Source organism: Pseudomonadota bacterium (assembly GCA_016719885.1).
Taxonomy (GTDB): domain Bacteria; phylum Pseudomonadota; class Gammaproteobacteria.
In genome coordinates, this window is record JADJYF010000026.1 from 194919 (window position 1) to 213597 (window position 18679).

An 18679-nucleotide genomic window follows, 5' to 3' on the forward strand; every position below is an offset into this window, starting at 1 on the left:
CGCTACTCTAGTCATCTAATTGATTGAAATGGCCGCGTATTCTAAACGCGGCGCAGCACAAGTCTCAAGGCGTTTATGCGCTGGAGCGTGCTGACTCGCCGTTGGCCTCGGTCACCGGCAGGCGAAACAGCCTGCGCGGCGCGACCCGACCGTCGGACAGGACCTCGCCGACCCCGATGAATCGGCCAAAATCGTCGTACAGACGCAACAAACCGCTGGTCGGCGCCTTGGGCACCAGCACCGCGTTGCCGCGTTCCAGGTAAAAACTGCTCTCGGCCGTCAAATCGACACGCGGCATGAGGGTCAGGGCGCCGTCGATGGGCAACAGGCTGCGGTCGAGTTCCGCCTCGCCGCGCTGCGCCAGCCATTCCAGCCGTTCGAGGGTCCAGGCATCGGCCAGCTGGTAGGGGCCGACGCCGTCACGCCGCAGGCGCGACACGTAGCCGCCGCAGCCGAGCATCTCGCCGAGATCCTCGGCTAGGGTGCGCACGTAGGTGCCCTTCGAGCAGCCCACCGCCACTTCCAGGCGCGGGTTGTCGAAGGCCAGCACGTCGTAGGAGTGGATGGTCACGGTGCGCTTCTGCCGTTCCACCTCGATGCCCTGGTGGGCCAGCTTGTACAGCGGTTGGCCCTTGTGCTTGAGCGCCGAATGCATGGGCGGCAGCTGTTCGATGGCGCCGCGAAAATGAGCAATGGCGTCTTCCACCGCCTGGCGTGTCAGGCCTTCCGTGGAGCGCTCGTAGACCGTTTCGCCCTCGCTGTCGCCGGTGGTGGTACGGCGGCCCAGCGTGAATTCCGACAGGTAGCGCTTGTCGGCATCGAGCAGGAACTGGCAGACCTTGGTCGCCTCGCCGAAGCACACCGGCAGCAGCCCGGTGGCCTCGACGTCGAGATTACCGGTGTGGCCGGCCTTGGCCGCGCCGAACAGACGCTTGGCGGCTTGCAGCGCCGCGTTCGAGCTCACGCCGATGGGCTTGTCCAACAGCAGGATGCCGTTGACCGGACGGCCACGCCGTTTGCGCGGACGGGAATGGGATTGCGCCATGAAGCCCTACTCGGCTTGCGGCGGCTCGCCACCGCGCAGCATTTGATGGATGCGATCGCCGCGCGCGATGGAGTCATCGAGCGCGAAACTCAGGACCGGCACGTTGCGCGTGCGCAGGGTCTGCCCAAGCACGCGCTGCAGGGCCGCCGCCTGGCCGCGCACCGCAGCCAGGAACGCTTCCTGCTGCCCTTCGTCCCCGTACACGCTCAGATGCACGGTGCCGTAGCGCAGATCCTTGGACACCTCGACTTCGGTGATCGTCACGAGCGCCACGCCATGGTTTCGCGCCAGGGCGTTGATCGGTTCGGCCAGCGCCTTGCGCACGGTTGAAACCGCGCGGTCGGTGCGACTGAATTCCCGTCCGGCCATCGTGCGCTCAGATGGTGCGCGCGACGACGGTACGTTCGAACACTTCAATCTGATCGCCAGCCTTCACGTCGTTGTAGTTCTTCACGCCGATACCGCACTCGGTACCGGAGCGCACTTCGCTGACGTCGTCCTTGAAGCGGCGCAGTGACTCGAGCTGACCTTCGTAGATCACCACGCTGTCGCGCAGCACGCGTATCGGGCTGCTCTTGCGCACCACGCCCTCGGTCACCAGGCAGCCGGCAATGGTGCCCATGGACGAGGAACGGAACGCGTCGCGCACCTGCGCGATACCGATGATCGATTCGCGGATCTCCGGCGACAACAAGCCGTTGATGGCGGCCTTGACGTCGTCGATGACATCGTAGATCACGCTGTAGTAGCGCAAGTCCACGCCTTCCGATTCGACCAGCTTGCGGGCCGAGGCGTCGGCGCGCACGTTGAAGCCGATCATGGTCGCGCGCGACGCGAGCGCCAGGTTGACGTCCGACTCGTTGATGCCGCCGACGCCGGCGGCGATGAGATCGACACGCACATCGGGGCTGCTCAAGCGGCTGATCGCTTCGGACAGGGCCTCGGCCGAGCCCTGCACGTCCGCCTTCAAGAGGATGCGTACCGACGCGGTTTCGCCGTCCTTCATCTGCGCGAACATGTTCTCGAGCTTGCCGGCCTGCTGACGCGCAAGCTTGCTCTCGCGATCCTTGTCGACGCGATAGGAGGCGATTTCGCGCGCCTTGCGCTCGTCTTCCACCACCGTCGCTTCGTCGCCGGCATTGGGCGTGCCGGACAGGCCGAGCACTTCTATCGGCTCGCTCGGCCCCGCTTCCAGCAGTTGCTCGCCACGCGCGTCAACCATGGCGCGCACGCGGCCATACTCGGAGCCCGTCAGCAGGATGTCGCCGCGCTTCAGGCGACCGCTCTGCACCAGCACCGTGGCCACCGGGCCACGGCCCTTGTCGAGTCGCGACTCGATGACCGTACCGACGGCCGGGCCATCGGGCGAAGCCTTGAGTTCCAACACTTCGGCCTGCAGCGAAATCGCTTCGAGCAGGGCCTCGACGCCGGCGCCGGTCTTGGCCGACACCGGGATGAACTGCGTGTCGCCACCCCAGTCTTCCGGGATCACCTGGCGGCTGGCGAGTTCCTGCTTGATGCGGTCCGGATCCGCTTCCGGCTTGTCCATCTTGTTCATGGCCACGATCATCGGCACGCCGCTGGCCTTGGCATGCTTGATCGCTTCCTCGGTCTGCGGCATGACACCGTCGTCGGCGGCCACCACCAGGATCACGATGTCGGTGACGCGCGCTCCGCGCGCGCGCATGGCCGTGAAGGCCTCGTGACCGGGCGTGTCGAGGAAGGTGATCGAACCGTGGGCGGTGTCGACGCGGTAGGCGCCGATGTGCTGGGTGATGCCACCCGCTTCACCGGCCGCTACGCGCGAATCGCGGATGAAATCGAGCAAGGAGGTCTTGCCGTGATCGACGTGACCCATGATGGTCACGACCGGCGCGCGCGGCTCCTGGGTGCCATCGTCCTGGCGCACGGTCTCGCGCAGTTCGTGCAGGATCGCGTCGGCATGCACGAGCTTGGCGGTATGCCCCATTTCCTCGACCACGATGGCCGCGGTTTCCTGGTCGATCATCTGGTTGATGGTGACCATGGTGCCCATGCCCATCATGATCTTGATGACTTCCGCGGCCTTGACCGACATGCGCTGGGCGAGATCGGCCACCGTCAGGTTCTCGGGAATGTTCACCACCCGCACCACCGGATCGACCGGCCGCTCGAAGCCGTGCTTGTTGCCGCCCGAAGTCGGCACCACGCGCCGCGACGTGACCGGTTTCTTGCGACGCCGCCCGGCCTTCTCGTTCGGAACGTGCAGTTCCTTGCGGCCGGCGCTGTCACGCCCTGCGTCGCGGCTGGTATCGCGCTCATCACGCCCCTTGCCCTTGACCGCCGCCTTCTTCTTGTCTGCCGCGTTGCCGGGCTGGGTCTGGGCCGGATTGGTGATGACGCCGCGGTTGGAATCGACCCTCGGCAGCGGCGCCGGACGTTGTGCCGGCGCGGCGGCGCCCGCCGGGCTGGCCGGCGCGACGCCCCGTGCGGGCGCTTGCGTATCGGCGCGCGCGCGTTCGGCGGCCTGACGTTCCTCGGCCTCGCGCTGACGCGCGGCTTCGGCCTCGGCGGCTTTTTGTTCCTGGCGCGCGCGCTCGGCGGCCTGGCGCTCCTCTTCGGCGCGTTGCTGCGCCTCTTCCTCGGCGCGCAGGCGCTGCTCTTCCAGCTCCTTTTCCTGGCGCGCGCTATCGTCGTCCTGCAACAGCGAACGCTTGACGTAGGTCTTCTTCTTGCGCACTTCGACGCTGACGGTCTTGGCCACCGCCGGTTTCGGCGCCGGGCCACCGGTGCCCGGACGTGGCCGCAGGCGGCCTCTGTCCGGCTGTACTTTCAGCTCGGTGACGGTCTTGCGCTTGAGCGTGATCTTGGCCGGCTCCTGGCTTGCCTCGTCCTTGCCGTGCATCTTGCGCAGGAACGCCAGGAGCTGCGATTTCTCGTCGTCGGAAATCGTGTCGCCCGCGTTCTTGGCCGGCAGGCCGGCCTCGGCGAGCTGCTGCTGAAGGCGCTCGACCGAAATGCCGACCGACCCGGCGAACTGCTGTACGGTCACTTCAGCCATCGGCGCGCTCCTCGGTCTGATTGTTCTGTCCGGCTTCGGCGAACCACGGCTCGCGTGCCTTCATGATGAGCGCCGCGGCGCGCTTTTCGTCCAGGTCGCCGATTTCAAGAAGCTCGTCCACCGATTGCTCGGCCAGATCATCCATCGTCTTGATGCCCGCCGCCGCGAGGCGGAAAGCCAGCTCTTCGTCCATGCCTTCCATGCCCAGCAGATCGTCGGCCGGACGCTCATCGCCGAGCCGCTCTTCGTTGGCGATGGCGCGCGTCAACAGCACGTCCTTGGCCCGCTGCCGCAGTTCCTGCACCAGGCTCTCGTCGAACTCGTCGACGTCGAGCATTTCCTGCTCGGGCACATAGGCAACTTCCTCGATCGAAGTGAAGCCTTCCTGCACCAGGATTGCGGCCACCTCCTCGTCGACGTCCAGAAGTTCCATGAACATCTTCTGGTTCTTGTGGACCTCGGCCTCGCTCTTCTGCTCGGCCTGGGACTCGGTCATGACATTCAGTTCCCAGCCGGTCAGGTGACTGGCCAGGCGCACGTTCTGGCCGTTGCGGCCGATGGCCTGGGACAACTGCTCCTCGACCACCGCGACGTCCATGGCGCGAGTGTCCTCGTCGACCAGGATCGACACCACCTCGGCGGGCGACATGGCATTGATGACGAACTGCGCGGGATTCTCGTCCCACAGGATGATGTCGACGCGTTCACCGCCCAGTTCGTTGGACACTGCCTGCACGCGCGAACCGCGCATACCGACGCAGGCGCCGATGGGGTCGATGCGCTGGTCACGCGAGCGCACGGCAATCTTGGCGCGCAGGCCCGGATCGCGCGCCGCGTGCAACACTTCGATGACGCCCTCGCCGATTTCCGGCACTTCGAGCTTGAACAATTCGATCAGCAGTTCCTTGGCGGTGCGGCTGACGAACAGCTGCGGGCCGCGCTTCTCGGGACGCACGTCATATAAATAGCCACGGATGCGATCGCCCGAGCGCACCATTTCGCGCGGGATGAGCTGGTCCTTGGTGATGACCGCTTCGGCATTGCCGCCGAGGTCGATGTAGACATTGCCGCGGTCGACGCGCTTGACGATGCCCATTACCAGTTCGCCTACGCGATCCTTGTAGGCGTCGACGACCTGCGCGCGCTCGGCTTCGCGCACTTTCTGCACGATGACCTGCTTGGCGGTCTGCGCGGCGATACGGCCGAATTCAGCGGCTTCCAGTGGTTCTTCGATGAAGTCTCCGCCTTTCAACGCGGGGTTCTGCGCGAGCGCGTCGCTCAGCCAGATCTGACGGTCCGGATAGGGCAATTCGCCGTCGGCGATTTTTTCTTCCGCCGCGAGCGCCTCGGCATAGGCTTCGTCATGTTCATCGAGCGCGGGACGGTTGGCGGGATCGATCACTTCCCAGCGCCGGAATGCCTGGTAATCACCGGTCGCGCGGTCGATGGCCACGCGGCAATCGACATCGGCTTCGAAGCGCTTCTTGGTGGCGCTGCCGAGCGCCGCTTCGAGGGCATCGAAGATGATTTCCTTGCCTACGCCCTTCTCGTTGGAGACGACATCGACGACAGTTAGAATTTCTTTGTTCATCAGTTATATACCTATACTGACTCAGTCCGCCGCGGGCTGCCGCTGGCGATTCATCTCAGCCGTCCAATCCGGCACCAGCCGCGAGCGCTCGACTTCGCGGTACGGGATCTCCAAGGACTCACCCTCCACTTCCACGGTCAAGGTCTCGTCGCCGACCGCACGCAACCTGCCACTCACGCGGCGCCGCCCGCCGACCAGCGCGCGCAGGCGCAGGGCCACCTCTTCGCCGATGAAACGACGATGCTGCTCAAGTGTGAACAACGGTCGATCAAGACCCGGCGAGGAGACTTCCAGCGTGTATTCGCCGCGCACCAGTTGCTCGGCGTCAAGCAGATCGCTGACCTGTCGGCTGACGCGTTCGCAATCGTCGACCGTGATGCCATCGGCGTGGTCGATGTACAGGCGCAGCAGTTGCGATGCGCCGCCCCGACTGCGTTCGACGCCGAGCAGCTCGTAGCCCAGCCCCGTCACGGTCGGTTCCAATTGCGAATGTATGCTTACCGTCAAGCCGATTTTCTCCAGCCCAAAATAAAAAGCCCCGAATACCCGGGGCCTTTTAGGTTGGTAGCGGGGGCAGGATTCGAACCTGCGACCTTCGGGTTATGAGCCCGACGAGCTGCCAGACTGCTCCACCCCGCAATTGAGCTACCGGATGATAGAGATGCATCGAGGATTGTTCAAGAGCTAATTGGCATTCAAGCCAATTTAATTGCGACGCGTCGTCGTCCCCAGCGTCCCGCCGCACTGCCGAAGTGTCCCGCGCAAGGCGTTGCGCAGCGTGGACACTTGCCGTCGGCCGTGAGCGTGTAGTCCTTGATCTCGTACCAGTCGCGTTGAATGAGGGTGTGGCCGCAGGTGTGACAGCGGGTGGCGTCGCCGGCCGCGTCGTGCACATTGCCGGTGTAGACATGACGGAGTCCGGCATCGAGCGCTATCTGGCGCGCGCGCGTCAGCGTGGCCGGCGGCGTCGCCGCGACGTCGCGCATTTTCCAGTCGGGATGAAAAGCGCTGAAGTGGAGCGGCACACTCGCGCCCAGGTGTTCACGCACCCACGCGCTCAAGGCGCGCAGTTCCGCATCGCTGTCGTTCATGCCCGGGATCAGCAACGTGGTGATCTCGAGCCAGGTGCGGGTCTCGTGCGCAATGTATTCGAGGGTGTCCAGCACCGGCGCCAGCGCGCTGCCCGTGACGCGACGGTAGAAGTCCTCGCTGAAGGCCTTCAGGTCGACGTTGGCGGCGTCCATGGCGGCAAAGAATTCGGCGCGCGGTTCGGCGCACACGTAGCCGGCCGTCACCGCCACGGTTTTGATGCCGCGCGCATGACAGGCGGCCGCGATGTCGAGCGCGTACTCGTGGAAGATGACCGGGTCGTTGTAGGTGAAGGCAACGCTTACGCAGGCGCTGGCCTCGGCGGCGGCCGCGATATCTTCCGGCATCGCGCGCACCGTCAAGGTGTGATGCTGCCGCGACTTGCTGATGTCCCAGTTCTGGCAGAACTTGCAGGCCAGGTTGCAGCCCGCCGTGCCCAGCGACAGCACCGCGCTGCCCGGATGGAAATGGTTGAGCGGCTTCTTTTCTATCGGGTCGATGCACAGACCGCTCGAACGACCATAGCTGGCCAGCACTACGCCGTCGGCGGTGGCGCCGCGCACGAAACACAGGCCCCGCTGACCGCTGTGCATGCGGCACGCCCGCGGGCATAGATCGCATTGCACACGGCCGTCCTCCAGGCGGTGCCAGTAGCGGGTCGGGATGGTCGCCTCCGGCTCGAAATCGCCGAGGCCGTCCCCATGTACGAATGTGTCGCTCATGCCTCACATATGGATGGGCGACCTATACTTTTCAACATCGGAACGAGAGCGCGAACGATGAACGGCGGATGGACGCGGGCGGCGGCGGTGGCGGGACTTTTCTACCCGGCGGACGGGCCGACGCTGCGCGGCGAAGTGCGGCGCCTGCTGGACGGCGCGCGGAGCGAGCACGGCCTGCGACCGCGCGCCCTCGTCGTGCCGCACGCCGGGTACATCTATTCCGGCGCGGCGGCGGCGGCTGCCTATGCGCGCCTCGCGCCGTGGCGCGACGTCATCAAGCAGGTGCTGGTGCTCGGGCCACCGCACCGGGTGCCGGTGCGCGGCTTTGCGGCGAGCAGCGCCACGGCGTTCGCCACACCGCTGGGCGAGGTCAGGACCGCATCTGGCAATATCGATATCAACGACGCCGCCCATGCCGAGGAACATTGCATCGAGGTGCAACTGCCGTTTCTGCAGATCGCGCTCGGCGACATCGTCGTGCAGCCGCTGCTGGTGGCCGAGCCATCGGCGGCACGCGTGGCCGACCTCATCGCGCCGGCCTGGGAGCGCGACGACTGCCTGACCGTGATCAGCACGGATCTCAGCCATTATCTCGACTACGAGGCGGCGCGACTTCGCGACCGCGCCACCGACCACAGCATCATGCACCTCGACAGCACGCGCATCGGCCCGCGGCAAGCCTGCGGCTGTCATGCCCTGAACGGCCTGCTGCATCTCGCCGCGCGGCGAGATGCAGCCATCGAGCGGCTCGCACTGTGCAACTCGGGCGATACCGCCGGCGACCGCTCGCGGGTGGTGGGTTATGCCGCCTATGCCGTGCACTGAAGCGCCAATGTGGGACACCGATGAGCTCGCGCTGCTCGGCGAATTGGCCGTCGCGACAATACGCGCGGTGCTGCATGGCGAGGCGACGCTACCTACCGACCCGCGCTACGCGCGCTTCGCGACGGCGGGCGCCTCGTTCGTCACCTTGCTGCAGGACGGACGTCTGCGCGGCTGCATAGGCTCACTGCTGGCCGAGCGTCCGCTACGCGATGACGTGGCCGCCAATGCGCAGGCGGCGGCACTGCGCGATCCGCGTTTTGCGCCGCTGGCCGTGCTTGAATTGCCGCGCACCGAGGTCGAGGTATCGGTGCTGTCGACACCAAGACCCATGCGGTTTTCCGACGAGGCGGCGTTCTATCGCGAGCTGCGGGTCGGGGTGGATGGCTTGATCGTCGAACACCGCGGACGGCGCGCGACCTACCTGCCGAGCGTATGGCGGCAACTGCCCGATGCGCGCACTTTCGTGCGGGAATTGCGCCGCAAGGCCGGCATCGAAGAAGTCCTGCCCCTCACCGCGCTGAACGTGCAGCGCTACATCACCCAGCACTCGGCGCCGCGGCCGTTGGCAGCGACCTGACGCCGCGCGCTCATCTCACGTTGCAGACCCCGATCGAATCGCGTGCACACACGCGGCCGTCGGTCCAGATGGCGTTGGCCAGGCGCGCCGCGCTCAGTTCGGCGCCGACCAGCGAGGCGCCGCTCAAGTCGGCGTAACTCAGATCGGCGCCGGTCAGGCGCGCGTGGTTGAGCACCGCGCGCTTGAGGCTCGCGCCCACCAGGCGGGCCTGGCGTGCATCGGCAAGCGTGAAATCGACACTGGTCAGATCGGCGTAGGCGAAATCGACGCCACGCAGACGCGCGTTGGCCAAGCTGCTGCCGCGCAACTGCGCGTTGCGCGCCGACATGCCCTCGAGGTTGAGCTGGCCGAGTTGCTGTGCAGGCTTGGCGCAGAAATCCCAGTTGATGCCGCTGGCCGCCGTGGCCCGGCAATCCGGCGCGGCGACCTCGGGCGCGCCCGCCAAGCGCATGGCCAAGGCCAGGCACACCGACAGGGCGAATCCCGTCGCGAGCAGGGCCAAGCGCGCATTACTCATTGCCGCAGGGGGACGCAGGCTGGCCCACACGCGCTCCGAACGCGCGCGGCGATTGACGACCGCAAGATCTTCGGCCGCGCGACGATCGTCGCCGTCGCGTTGCTCGGCGCCGAGGTCCACGCTCACCGCGTCGCTCGCCCGGCGACGCTGGGCGCGACGTTCGTCATGCACACCGCCCACCAGCGCGCCCGCCGTCGGCAGGCGCGGCAGCACTTCGGCCGGCGTCAGCCAGTCCTGTTGATCGACGCTCAGCCGGTCTTCGGCGTGGATGCGTCCGAGGCCGACATTGCGCGCGATGACGTCCCAGCGATAGGGACCGCGCACCTGCTCGCCGCGGCGTACATACCAAAGCTCGTTCGTGGTTTGATCAGGCGTCGCGCCCATGCTGCATGTCCTGCCGCGTTTCACCGTCAGCGCGGTCAAGTTTCGGTGCGCGCTGCCGCTGCACCCGTCATGGAGATCCAGTTTCCGACCATTGCCACCAGCGCGACGACGATCGCGACACCGGTAGCGGCCCGTCTGGCCGCGGCGCTGTCATGGTCGGTCAATGACATCCTGGTCGCAAAAGTTGTCGGCAAAACCCCGGAAAACTTCACCGAGCTCGCGATCGGCAAGCGCATCGTGGTGGCACGCACCGACGCGCCGCTGGAGGTCGGTCAGAAACTCAATCTGAAGGTCACGTCGACCGGCGACACGACGGTCATGAAAGTGATCGGTCACGAGCCGGCGGCCGCCGCCAACACCCTCGGTCGCGCACTCGCCCGCGTGCTGCCGCAACAGGCGACGATAGAGGACACCGAACGCCTGATGAAGAGCATCGACATCCTCGGCCAGGATGTTCGCGGCCTCGGCGCGGCCTTGGGCCGTAGTGCCGCGGCCACGCTCGCGAGCGACGTGCAGAACCTGCGCAATGCGCTGCCGAGCGCCGAACAGCTGCAGAACGCGCCGCAGTTGCGCAGCGCCGTCGAACAGGCGGCACTGCCGACCGAGGCCCGCCTGCGGGCCTCCGTCCAGGAGGGCGGCACGCCCGACGTGGGTGGTGATGTGCGCGCGCAGTTCGCGCGCCTCGCCGCCGACATTGCCACCCTGCCCGCGGCAGCGCGCGGCGCACTCGACAAGCTTGTGCATGAAACCCTGCACGCCCAGGCCGTGGCGCGGCACGATACCGCCCAGCCCACGGCGCAGAACCTGGACAGCGCGCCTCCGTCGAACGCCGGCGCGGAACACCGCGCCACCGACATCAAGAGCCTGGTCGAGAGCGTGGTGGCGCGCCTCGAATCGAATCAATTACAGCATGCCGGCCAGAGCGCGGGCCAAGCGACGCCCTTGATGATCGACCTGCCCGTCGCGCGCGGTCCGCATACCGACCTGTTGCACATGGAAGTGGAAAGCGACGGCCACCAGAACGACACCGACGCACCGGCGCGCACCAGCGTCACGCTCAATCTCAAGTTGGATGGCGGCCATGAATTCAGCGCGCGCCTGCAGCTGGCGGGCGACACCCTGAGCCTGCGCCTCGGTTCGACCGACGCCGAATTCAACGGTGAAATCGCCGAACGCATCGGCGATTTACAGCGTGACCTCGCCGGCGCCGGACTCGAGGTCAATCAGATCTTCATCGCACCCGTGGCGGTTTCAGCGCGACCGCGCATCGGCGCGCGCCAGTTGATCAACGAAAAGGTGTAGGACATGGCGCGCGAACAAGCGGTGAATGTCGCGGTGGCCTTGCACTGGGACGGCCAATCGGCGCCGCGCGTGACGGCCAAGGGCCGTGGCGAGATCGCCGAGCGCATTCTCGAACTGGCGCGTAAACACCAGGTGCCTATCGACCAGGAACCGGCATTGATAGAAGTGCTGGCGGAAGTCGAACTCGGCCGCCAGATCCCTGACAAGCTGTTCGTGGCGATTGCGCAGGTGATCTCCTTTGCCTACACGGTGCGCGGCCAGTTGCCCGAACACCTGCTCGCGCGCCGCCCCGACCTCCTCGCGCGCGGCGCCGCCAAGGCGCCGTGATCCCGCTCGCGCGCTAGCGCAGCAGACGCGTGGCGTTGGCGCGTGCCATCTGCGCGGCGCCGGTGTCGCCACGTGCCTGTTCGATATCCCCCAGCAGTCGCCAGGCCGCGACATTCTCGTGTCCGTCGTTGGCCGCCAACGACAAGGCGCGTTGCACGACTTCGCGCGCGCGCTCGAGGTCGCCGCTCTTGAGATGGGTGTAGGCGAGTTGATGCCACAGGCTCGATTTCGACGGCGCGAGTTTGACCGCGCGTTCCAACGCGGCCTGTGCGCGGTCCCAATTCTGCTCGGCGGCTGCGTCGTTTGCCGCGTTGACGAGGCTTTGCACGGCCGGGCTCAGGGCCGGCGCGGGCGGCGCGCCACCGGCCTCGGGTGTCGACGCTTCGGCGGGCGGCGTTGCCGCGCCGCCGAGATCTTCCGGCGGCAAGGCTTCGGCGGCGAAGCCGAGTTCCGGCGTCGAGGCCGGCGCGCTGTCACTCATGGTCACCGGCGGCAGCGCTTGCGCACTGCCGGTACGCGGCATCGCCGGTTTGGTGATCAGCGGTCGCGCCGTCAAGCGCGGTTGCTCGGGCAGGGGAATGGCCCGCGCGCCACTCGGCTGCGGCGCCGGTTGCGTGGCCACCACGCGCTTGTTCGCGCGATCTTCGATGGGCGCCGGCGGTTCGGGAGGACCGAACAAGCCCGCGCAGCCACTCACGCTTGCCACCATCGCGGCCAACATCAGCGCGCGCATCAGGACGGACGGTTTCAATGCAGCAACTCCTCCAAACGATCAAATACGCTGCCGCGCGCCGACGGCGCGGCCGGCGTCGGTGACGCCGCGTCGGGCGAACAGTCATCCGCATGCAGGACCGGACTGTCGCGGTGTATGGGCATCGCCACGCCGGTCGGACATTCGGCGGGCAGCACACTGGCCGAGCGCAGGTCGACATTCTGCCACTCGACTTCGGCCGGTAGTTTGAGTTCCAGCGGCGTGATGGCGGCGCCCTTCATGGCCGCCGCCCACACGCGCATGGCGCCCGTGCTGCCGGTCAGGCCGGTGGGCTTGTTGTCGTCACGCCCGACCCACGCCACGCCCAGCAGGTTGCCGCCGAAGCCGGCGAACCAGCTGTCGCGACTGTCATTGGACGTGCCGGTCTTGCCCGCCAAGGGCGTCACGCCGGGCAGCTGTGCGGCCAATGCCGTGGCGGTGCCCTCCGCCACCACGCGTGTCAGAGCGTAACGCATCAAGGCCGCGGTGGCCGGTTCCATCACCGGCTGCAAGGCCAGGCCATAGCGCTTGAGCTTGCGTTGGTTCTGATCGGTCACCGCGTTGATGACGCGCGCCGGTACGCGGAAACCGTCGTTGGCGAACACCGTGTAGACCTCCGCCAACTCCAACGGCGACGCCTCCACCGCGCCCAGCAGCACCGACGGATATTGCGCCAGCTTGCCCGGCACGCCGAGATGCTGAAGGTAGGTCGTGACGCGCGACAGGCCGAGCTGCAGGCCGAGATTGACGGTCGCCATGTTGAACGAATGGGTCAATGCGTACAGCAAGCTGACGTTGCCGTGTTCCTTCTTGTCGAAGTTCTGCGGCTGCCAGCGCTTGCCGTCGGGGCCGGTCCAGGTCACGGCGCTGTCGTTGAGGGTGGTCAACAGGGAGTAGCGCGTCGGCTGGCCCAGGGCCAGCGAATAGACCAGAGGCTTCACCACCGAGCCGATGGGACGGCGCGCATCGACCACGCGATTGAAGCCGGCATAGTCGGGGTCACGGTCCGACACCATGCCCAGCACCTCGCCGCTGGCGGGGTCGAGAATGATCAGCGAGCCCTGCAGGTCACGCTTGCGCATGCGCTTCTCGATATCCGGCAGCGTCGCGCGTATCGCGTCTTCACAGGACTGCTGCACCTCCACGTCGAGGGTGGTGAATATATTGAGCCCGGCCGCATCGAGATCGCGTGGGCTGTATTCACGGGACAGCTGACGCCGCACCAGCGCCATGAAGGCCGGGTACTCATGACTGCCGCCGCCGGCGCCGCCGCGCAGCTTCAAGGGCATTTTGCGCAGTGCTTCGAGATCCGCCGCGGGGATGAGCTTGGCATTGGCCAACAGGCCGAGCACCACGTCGCGGCGCGCCTTCGACTGCTCGGGATGACGGCGCGGATCGAACAAGGTTGGCCCCTTGACCATGCCGAGCAGCGTTGCCGCCTCCAGCCAATCGAGCTCGCTGAGCGGCTTGGCGAAATAGAAGTGCGCGGCCAGTTCGAAACCGTGGATGGCGCGATTGCCGTCCTGGCCGAGAAACACCTCGTTCATGTAGGTCTCGATGATCTTCTCCTTGGAGTACTGCCGCTCCAGGGAGACCGCCATCAGGATCTCGTTCATCTTGCGCAGCAAGGTGCGCTCATGGGTGAGGTAAAGATTCTTGACCAGCTGCTGGGTGAGCGTACTGCCGCCCTGCACCACGCGCTGCGCCATGATGTTGACGGCGAAGGCACGCATGAGGCCGATGAAGTCGACGCCGTGATGCTTGAAGAAGCGTCGATCCTCGACCGCCACCAGCGCCGCGACGAACTGCTTGGGCACCTCGTCGAAGGCCAGCAGCTTGCGGTCTTCGAAACTGGATGGGTTGATGCGCCCGATCTCGGGCGGTTCGAGGCGCATGAGGTCGATGGGCTGGCCGTTGTCGCGATCGATGACGCTGTCCGGCACGCCACTCGAGAAACTGACTTCGACATGACGACCGGCTTCAGGAAAGTCCCAGAACTTGAAGCCGCGCGAGAAGAACTCGACGCGCTCACCGTCGACCCGATACTGGCCGACGGCGTTGGGCGCGCTGACGCGCTGGTAGCCGAGGGTATCGAGCTTGCGCGTGAGCCGTTCGCGCGACACGTTGGCACCGGGGTACAGCTCGAGAGGACGGGCGAACACCCGCGCCGGCAACACCCATTGCTTGTGTTCGAAGGCACTGGTCACTTCGCGGTCCAGCCACAGCCAGTAGGCGAGGCCGACGAGAATCAACCAGATGAGCAGATGGCGCAGGAAGAATCGCGTGCGGCGGAATCGCGGCGGTCGCGGCGGCGGCGGGCCGCCCGACGACTTGCCGGTCCTGGAAGGTGGCGGCGCGGCGGCACGCTTGATGCGCGGTTCGTTGCGCACCTGCGGCAGGTCACGCTTCTTGCTGTTGTTGGCCACGGCTCGAATCGTGAAGAAACCCAGGGGAAAAGCCAAATCCTGGCCAAAATAAAAGCCCTTCCCGCGAAGGAAGGGCTTGAATCGGTCGTCTGTCGCGAAACACCGTCCAACCGCTGGTCGGACGGTGCAATCGTCGCAGCCTTCGGGAGGTGGGGCACATTCAGGAAGTCTTATGCTTCCTGTCGTATTCCCGCTCCCACTTCCTTGTAAAGGAATCGACAGCCTTCTTCATCGCTGCTCGCTTGGTCTGCTCGGCTTTCCTTAGCCGGGCTGCCTCCCTGCGCATGGCAAGGCGGGCTCGGACTTCTGCTTTGGCGGCGTCCAGCCGCTCCAGTTCTTCAGTCTGGCTGTCGCGCGCCGTTACTTTTTTTTCGCTACCTTTTTCTTGGATGCTTTCTTCTTGGTAGCCTTCTTCTTCGCTACCTTTTTCTTCGCAACTGCCTTCTTCTTCGCGGCAGGTGCCTTCTTCTTAGCAACCTTCTTCTTTGCAACCGCAGCTACTTTCTTTTTCGCTGCCTTCTTCTTTGCCTTCGCCATGTAGAGGCCCCCTTTCAACTATTGGTTGAGATTAATAACGCAACACCACAGTGGCCTATATACATCACAAAAAAAATAACTGCAATGCAATTGCAGAAATTTTTTGATCTGCGATTAGATTTGTGCTGACGGCACAACACTCGTCATTGCCATGGGCAATGTCGGCAATGTTTCCTCGAACTTTATTCATGCGTCATGCCGACAACGCTTTGATGATCGTCTTGCTGATCGCATCGACTTCACCGATGCCGTTCACGCGCACGTACTTGAGACGCGGATTGTCGTTCGCGGCGCGCGAGTACAAGTCGACCAGCGGCATGGTCTGTTCGTGATAGACGGCAAGACGTTTGCGCACCGTCTCTTCCTTGTCGTCGTCGCGTTGAATGAGATCTTCGCCGCTCAGGTCATCCTTGCCCGCGACCTTCGGCGGATTGAACACCACGTGATAGGAACGCCCCGAGGCCGGATGCACGCGACGGCCGGACATGCGTTTGACGATCTCTTCATCATCGACCGCGATCTCGACCACGTAATCAATCTCGACGCCGGCGGCGGCGAGGCCTTCGGCCTGCGGAATGGTGCGCGGGAATCCATCGAACAGGAAACCACGCGCGCAATCGGCGGCCTTCACGCGTTCGCCGATGAGGCCGAGGATGATGTCGTCGGACACCAAGCCACCGGCATCCATGATGCCCTTCGCCGCCAATCCCAGGGGCGTGCCGTCGCGCACCGCGGCGCGCAGCATGTCGCCGGTGGAAATCTTGGGAATGCCGAAGTGCGCGCACAGCACGTCGCCCTGGGTTCCTTTGCCCGCGCCGGGCCCGCCTAGCAGAATGATACGCATGCCTTAACCTCTTTCCTGTAACGTCAATTTAAAAGTTGCCTGGATGATGTTGGCGCGAGGCACTTGGCATCGCGACCGTGAATTCGCTCGAGTTCACAGCGACGGACCCGCGGCAGGCGCGGCTGGCCAGAAGCTGCGTTTCGCGGCATAAAATGGCCGTCGGCAAGCAGCAATCCACACCCATGAAAATCGATTTCGACCAGCACTCCGGCCTTCTGTCCATCGCCGCCTACGGCCCCGGCTGGATACGCGTGCGCGACACGCGCATCGAGGCACCATGCGTGGTCACCCCCACGGACATTCATACCGATATGCTGCCGACCGCATTCGATCAACTCGACGCCGGACATTTCGAACAGATGGCCGCGCTGCGGCCGGAGATCATCCTGATCGGCAGCGGCTCGCGCCAGCGCTTCGTCGATCATGCGCGCAGCGTCCAGATGGCGGCAGCCGGCGTCGCGCTGGAGTCGATGGACACCGGCGCGGCGTGTCGGATGTTCAATATCCTGGTCAGTGAAGACCGCGCCGTGATCGCGGCCCTGTACATGCTCTGAAGCCGCACCGCCTCACTCACAAATCGGCGAACAGTGCGTCGACCGAGAAGCCCTCGCGTTCGAGGATCTGGCGCAGGCGCCGCAACGCTTCAATCTGGATCTGCCGCACGCGCTCACGCGTGACACCGATCTCGTTGCCGACTTCCTCGAGGGTCGCGATCTCGCGACCGTGCAATCCGAAGCGACGCTCCACCACCGCGCGCTGCTTGTCGTTCAACTGCGCCAGCCAGATCTCGAGGTGGCGCTGCACGTCTTCGTCCTGCAGCAGGTTGGCGGGGTCGCGGTTATGCTCGTCGGGTATGGTCTCGAGCAGCGAGCGTTCCGAATCGCGCTCGGCGGGCACGTCAACCGAGGCGATGCGTTCGTTCAGTCCCAGCATGCGCTTGACGTCGTCGATGGGCCGGTCGAGCAGGTTGGCGACATCCTCGGGGCTCGGCTCGCGGTCGAGCTTCTGCGCCAGCTGTCGCGCCGCGCGCAGGTAGATGTTGATCTCCTTGATGACATGGATCGGCAGCCGGATGGTGCGCGTCTGGTTCATCAGCGCGCGCTCTATGGTCTGGCGTATCCACCACGTGGCGTAGGTCGAAAAACGGAAGCCGCGTTCCGGGTCGAATTTCTCGACCGCGCGGATCAGGCCCAGGTTGCCTTCCTCGATGAGGTCAAGCAATGCCAGGCCGCGATTCATGTAGCGCCGCGCAATCTTGACCACCAGGCGCAGGTTGCTCTCTATCATGCGCTTGCGCGCGGCGACGTCTCCACGCAGCGACAGGCGCGAGAAGTGCACTTCCTCGGCGGCGCTCAGCAGCGGTGAAAACCCGATTTCGTTGAGATAGAGGCGGGTCGCATCCATGTCGCCCTGGGAGACTTCGCCGGCCACGAACTGCGGCACTTCGGCGACCGCGGCGTCGCCGTCGGACTCCGCATCCAGCGGCTCGGCGGCGGGGTCGAATTCCTCGTCGAGCTCGACGAGTTCGTCGTTGATTTCGAGGTCGGCGTCGGCCTCGAACTCGGCCTCACCCGCCGCTACGGCGCCGGGTTCAACGGCATCTTCCGGCTTCTCGCTCGCGGGTGGTTTGCCACGGTGACCGGCCATGGGTGTTGAAGGCGCTATCGGTTCGGAAGGTATTGCAGCGGATCGACTGCCTTTCCATTTCGACGAATCTCGAAATGCAGCATCACGTCTGTGGTATCCGAGTTCCCCATTCGTGCGATCGTTTCCCCCGCATCGACGTGGCGGCCTTCCTGTACCAAGCGCGCTTCATTGTGCGCGTAGGCGCTGAGGAACGTGTCATTGTGCTGGATGATGATAAGCTCACCGTAGCCCCGCAGTCCACTTCCGCTATAGACCACCGTGCCACCCGCGGCGGCCTTGACCGCTTGTCCGCGCGCGCCGCGAATGTCGATGCCCTTGGTCACCGAACCTGCATCGGCCGCCGATACTTTTCCTTGCGCCGGCCACATCCAGCGCACACCGGCTTTGTTCAATGCGAGGTTGCTGCCGGCGTCGCTCGCCATTGGTTTGTCGTTGGCATTGTCCGTCGTCATGACCGGCGCGGCACGCGGTGATGGCGAAGTGGGCGCGGCCGCGGCAGCGGGTGGCGCGCTCGGCGCTGCCTCGATCGGCGCCATGCTGATGCGCGGCGCGGGCTTGGGCAGCGGCGCGGCGGGCGATGGCGGCGCCACGCGCGGTGCCGTTGCCGCGGCGCTCGGTGGCATGCGCGGCGGCGCCACCGGTGGCGGTGGGCGCAGGCGCAGCGCCTGGCCGATCACGATCAGATCCGGATTGGAGAGCTGGTTCCAGCGCACGAGATCGCGCACGTCGAGTCCATAGCGCCACGCGATGGTCAGCAGCTTGTCACCGCTCGCAACCACGTGCACGGCGGGCACGCCCTGGTCGTTGTCGGTCGCCGGCGCGCGGGTCACGCGCGGCGCCACGGCGGGCGTCGCACGCGCCACGCTGGGCAAGGCCGGCTTCTGTTCGATGGGCGCCTGGTAGTCACTGGCGCAGCCGGCGATCAGCAGCGCCATCGCGCACCACACGGCGAGTGGCGCGCCCGCGCCGGCCCGGCGTCCATGCATTGCGCGTTCATCCATCACGCCTTCCTCCGTTCGCGGCGCACATTGCATCGGCGTTCCTTGCGCAAGCCG

18 protein-coding genes and 1 tRNA gene are annotated in these 18679 nt (G+C 65.7%); 5 read left to right on the plus strand and 14 right to left on the minus strand.

From position 1 onward, the window contains the following. Positions 1 to 73: 73 nt before the first annotated feature. The 7 genes from truB to amrS all read right to left on the minus strand — a co-directional run bounded on the left by truB (position 74) and on the right by amrS (position 7487). On the minus strand, positions 74 to 1045 hold the full coding sequence (truB, locus tag IPM80_21590; GenBank protein ID MBK8960942.1) for a tRNA pseudouridine(55) synthase TruB: 972 nt from the start codon (positions 1043 to 1045) through the stop codon (positions 74 to 76). Between the two features lie 6 nt (positions 1046 to 1051). After that, the gene (rbfA, locus tag IPM80_21595; GenBank protein MBK8960943.1) at positions 1052 to 1369 is read right to left on the minus strand and encodes a 30S ribosome-binding factor RbfA; all 318 of its coding nucleotides are present in this window, start codon (positions 1367 to 1369) and stop codon (positions 1052 to 1054) included. 52 nt (positions 1370 to 1421) lie between these two features. After that, complete coding sequence (infB, locus tag IPM80_21600) at positions 1422 to 4085, minus strand: translation initiation factor IF-2 (protein ID MBK8960944.1); 2664 nt, start codon at positions 4083 to 4085, stop codon at positions 1422 to 1424. Next, entirely contained in the window at positions 4078 to 5676 is a 1599-nt protein-coding gene (nusA, locus tag IPM80_21605) for a transcription termination/antitermination protein NusA (GenBank protein ID MBK8960945.1), read from the minus strand. The genes infB and nusA overlap by 8 nt, the downstream gene beginning before the upstream one ends. Before the next feature lie 21 nt (positions 5677 to 5697). Beyond that, positions 5698 to 6189: a ribosome maturation factor RimP gene (gene rimP / locus IPM80_21610; protein ID MBK8960946.1), complete on the minus strand. Its 492-nt coding sequence runs from the start codon at positions 6187 to 6189 to the stop codon at positions 5698 to 5700. A 49-nt stretch (positions 6190 to 6238) separates the two neighbouring features. Further along, positions 6239 to 6315: transfer RNA gene (locus IPM80_21615), tRNA-Met, on the minus strand. A gap of 56 nt (positions 6316 to 6371) precedes the next feature. Continuing rightward, a complete protein-coding gene (gene amrS / locus IPM80_21620) occupies positions 6372 to 7487 on the minus strand; it encodes an AmmeMemoRadiSam system radical SAM enzyme (GenBank protein MBK8960947.1) in 1116 nt (371 codons plus the stop codon). A gap of 57 nt (positions 7488 to 7544) precedes the next feature. Between amrS and amrB the strand changes: the two genes are divergently transcribed. After that, positions 7545 to 8312, plus strand: coding sequence for an AmmeMemoRadiSam system protein B (amrB, locus tag IPM80_21625; protein ID MBK8960948.1), 768 nt, complete (start codon positions 7545 to 7547; stop codon positions 8310 to 8312). Between the two features lie 7 nt (positions 8313 to 8319). Next, positions 8320 to 8889 (plus strand): AmmeMemoRadiSam system protein A, encoded by a 570-nt coding sequence (amrA, locus tag IPM80_21630; protein ID MBK8960949.1) that lies wholly within the window; start codon positions 8320 to 8322, stop codon positions 8887 to 8889. 10 nt (positions 8890 to 8899) lie between these two features. Here the strand turns inward: amrA and IPM80_21635 are convergent, their stop codons facing one another. Then, on the minus strand, positions 8900 to 9790 hold the full coding sequence (locus IPM80_21635) for a pentapeptide repeat-containing protein (protein ID MBK8960950.1): 891 nt from the start codon (positions 9788 to 9790) through the stop codon (positions 8900 to 8902). 69 nt (positions 9791 to 9859) lie between these two features. Here IPM80_21635 and IPM80_21640 point away from each other — a divergent pair, with 69 nt between their 5' ends. Further along, complete coding sequence (locus tag IPM80_21640) at positions 9860 to 11092, plus strand: hypothetical protein (protein MBK8960951.1); 1233 nt, start codon at positions 9860 to 9862, stop codon at positions 11090 to 11092. 3 nt (positions 11093 to 11095) lie between these two features. Continuing rightward, the gene (locus IPM80_21645; GenBank protein ID MBK8960952.1) at positions 11096 to 11419 is read left to right on the plus strand and encodes an EscU/YscU/HrcU family type III secretion system export apparatus switch protein; all 324 of its coding nucleotides are present in this window, start codon (positions 11096 to 11098) and stop codon (positions 11417 to 11419) included. Between the two features lie 13 nt (positions 11420 to 11432). Here IPM80_21645 and IPM80_21650 read toward each other — a convergent pair whose 3' ends face one another. The 4 genes from IPM80_21650 to adk form a co-directional block, all read right to left on the minus strand. Continuing rightward, positions 11433 to 12170, minus strand: coding sequence for a tetratricopeptide repeat protein (locus IPM80_21650; protein ID MBK8960953.1), 738 nt, complete (start codon positions 12168 to 12170; stop codon positions 11433 to 11435). Then, a complete protein-coding gene (gene mrcB, locus IPM80_21655) occupies positions 12167 to 14596 on the minus strand; it encodes a penicillin-binding protein 1B (protein MBK8960954.1) in 2430 nt (809 codons plus the stop codon). Before mrcB ends, IPM80_21650 begins: the two co-directional genes overlap by 4 nt. Before the next feature lie 360 nt (positions 14597 to 14956). Continuing rightward, positions 14957 to 15133 carry a hypothetical protein gene (locus IPM80_21660; protein MBK8960955.1) on the minus strand — a complete coding sequence of 59 codons (177 nt, stop codon included), beginning with the start codon at positions 15131 to 15133 and terminating at the stop codon, positions 14957 to 14959. Positions 15134 to 15326: 193 nt separating this feature from the next. Beyond that, positions 15327 to 15977: an adenylate kinase gene (gene adk / locus IPM80_21665; GenBank protein MBK8960956.1), complete on the minus strand. Its 651-nt coding sequence runs from the start codon at positions 15975 to 15977 to the stop codon at positions 15327 to 15329. A 77-nt stretch (positions 15978 to 16054) separates the two neighbouring features. Here adk and IPM80_21670 point away from each other — a divergent pair, with 77 nt between their 5' ends. Further along, positions 16055 to 16531 (plus strand): hypothetical protein, encoded by a 477-nt coding sequence (locus IPM80_21670; protein ID MBK8960957.1) that lies wholly within the window; start codon positions 16055 to 16057, stop codon positions 16529 to 16531. A gap of 16 nt (positions 16532 to 16547) precedes the next feature. On the opposite strand, the gene rpoS is transcribed toward IPM80_21670, so the two are convergent. Together rpoS and IPM80_21680 are read right to left on the minus strand one after the other, a co-directional pair. Continuing rightward, the gene (gene rpoS / locus IPM80_21675) at positions 16548 to 17624 is read right to left on the minus strand and encodes an RNA polymerase sigma factor RpoS (GenBank protein ID MBK8960958.1); all 1077 of its coding nucleotides are present in this window, start codon (positions 17622 to 17624) and stop codon (positions 16548 to 16550) included. A gap of 14 nt (positions 17625 to 17638) precedes the next feature. Further along, positions 17639 to 18559, minus strand: coding sequence for a peptidoglycan DD-metalloendopeptidase family protein (locus IPM80_21680; GenBank protein ID MBK8960959.1), 921 nt, complete (start codon positions 18557 to 18559; stop codon positions 17639 to 17641). Positions 18560 to 18679: the final 120 nt, after the last annotated feature.

Bases quoted from the DNA above. Each gene is read 5' to 3' on its own strand.
- adk (MBK8960956.1), bottom strand. From the start codon at position 15,977: ATGCGTATCATTCTGCTAGGCGGGCCCGGCGCGGGCAAAGGAACCCAG.
- IPM80_21680 (MBK8960959.1), bottom strand. From the start codon at position 18,559: ATGGCGCTGCTGATCGCCGGCTGCGCCAGTGACTACCAGGCGCCCATC.
- IPM80_21635 (MBK8960950.1), bottom strand. From the start codon at position 9,790: ATGGGCGCGACGCCTGATCAAACCACGAACGAGCTTTGGTATGTACGC.
- IPM80_21645 (MBK8960952.1), top strand. From the start codon at position 11,096: ATGGCGCGCGAACAAGCGGTGAATGTCGCGGTGGCCTTGCACTGGGAC.
- IPM80_21640 (MBK8960951.1), top strand. From the start codon at position 9,860: ATGGAGATCCAGTTTCCGACCATTGCCACCAGCGCGACGACGATCGCG.
- amrS (MBK8960947.1), bottom strand. From the start codon at position 7,487: ATGAGCGACACATTCGTACATGGGGACGGCCTCGGCGATTTCGAGCCG.
- truB (MBK8960942.1), bottom strand. From the start codon at position 1,045: ATGGCGCAATCCCATTCCCGTCCGCGCAAACGGCGTGGCCGTCCGGTC.
- nusA (MBK8960945.1), bottom strand. From the start codon at position 5,676: ATGAACAAAGAAATTCTAACTGTCGTCGATGTCGTCTCCAACGAGAAG.
- rpoS (MBK8960958.1), bottom strand. From the start codon at position 17,624: ATGGCCGGTCACCGTGGCAAACCACCCGCGAGCGAGAAGCCGGAAGAT.
- IPM80_21660 (MBK8960955.1), bottom strand. From the start codon at position 15,133: ATGGCGAAGGCAAAGAAGAAGGCAGCGAAAAAGAAAGTAGCTGCGGTT.
- amrB (MBK8960948.1), top strand. From the start codon at position 7,545: ATGAACGGCGGATGGACGCGGGCGGCGGCGGTGGCGGGACTTTTCTAC.
- infB (MBK8960944.1), bottom strand. From the start codon at position 4,085: ATGGCTGAAGTGACCGTACAGCAGTTCGCCGGGTCGGTCGGCATTTCG.
- amrA (MBK8960949.1), top strand. From the start codon at position 8,320: ATGTGGGACACCGATGAGCTCGCGCTGCTCGGCGAATTGGCCGTCGCG.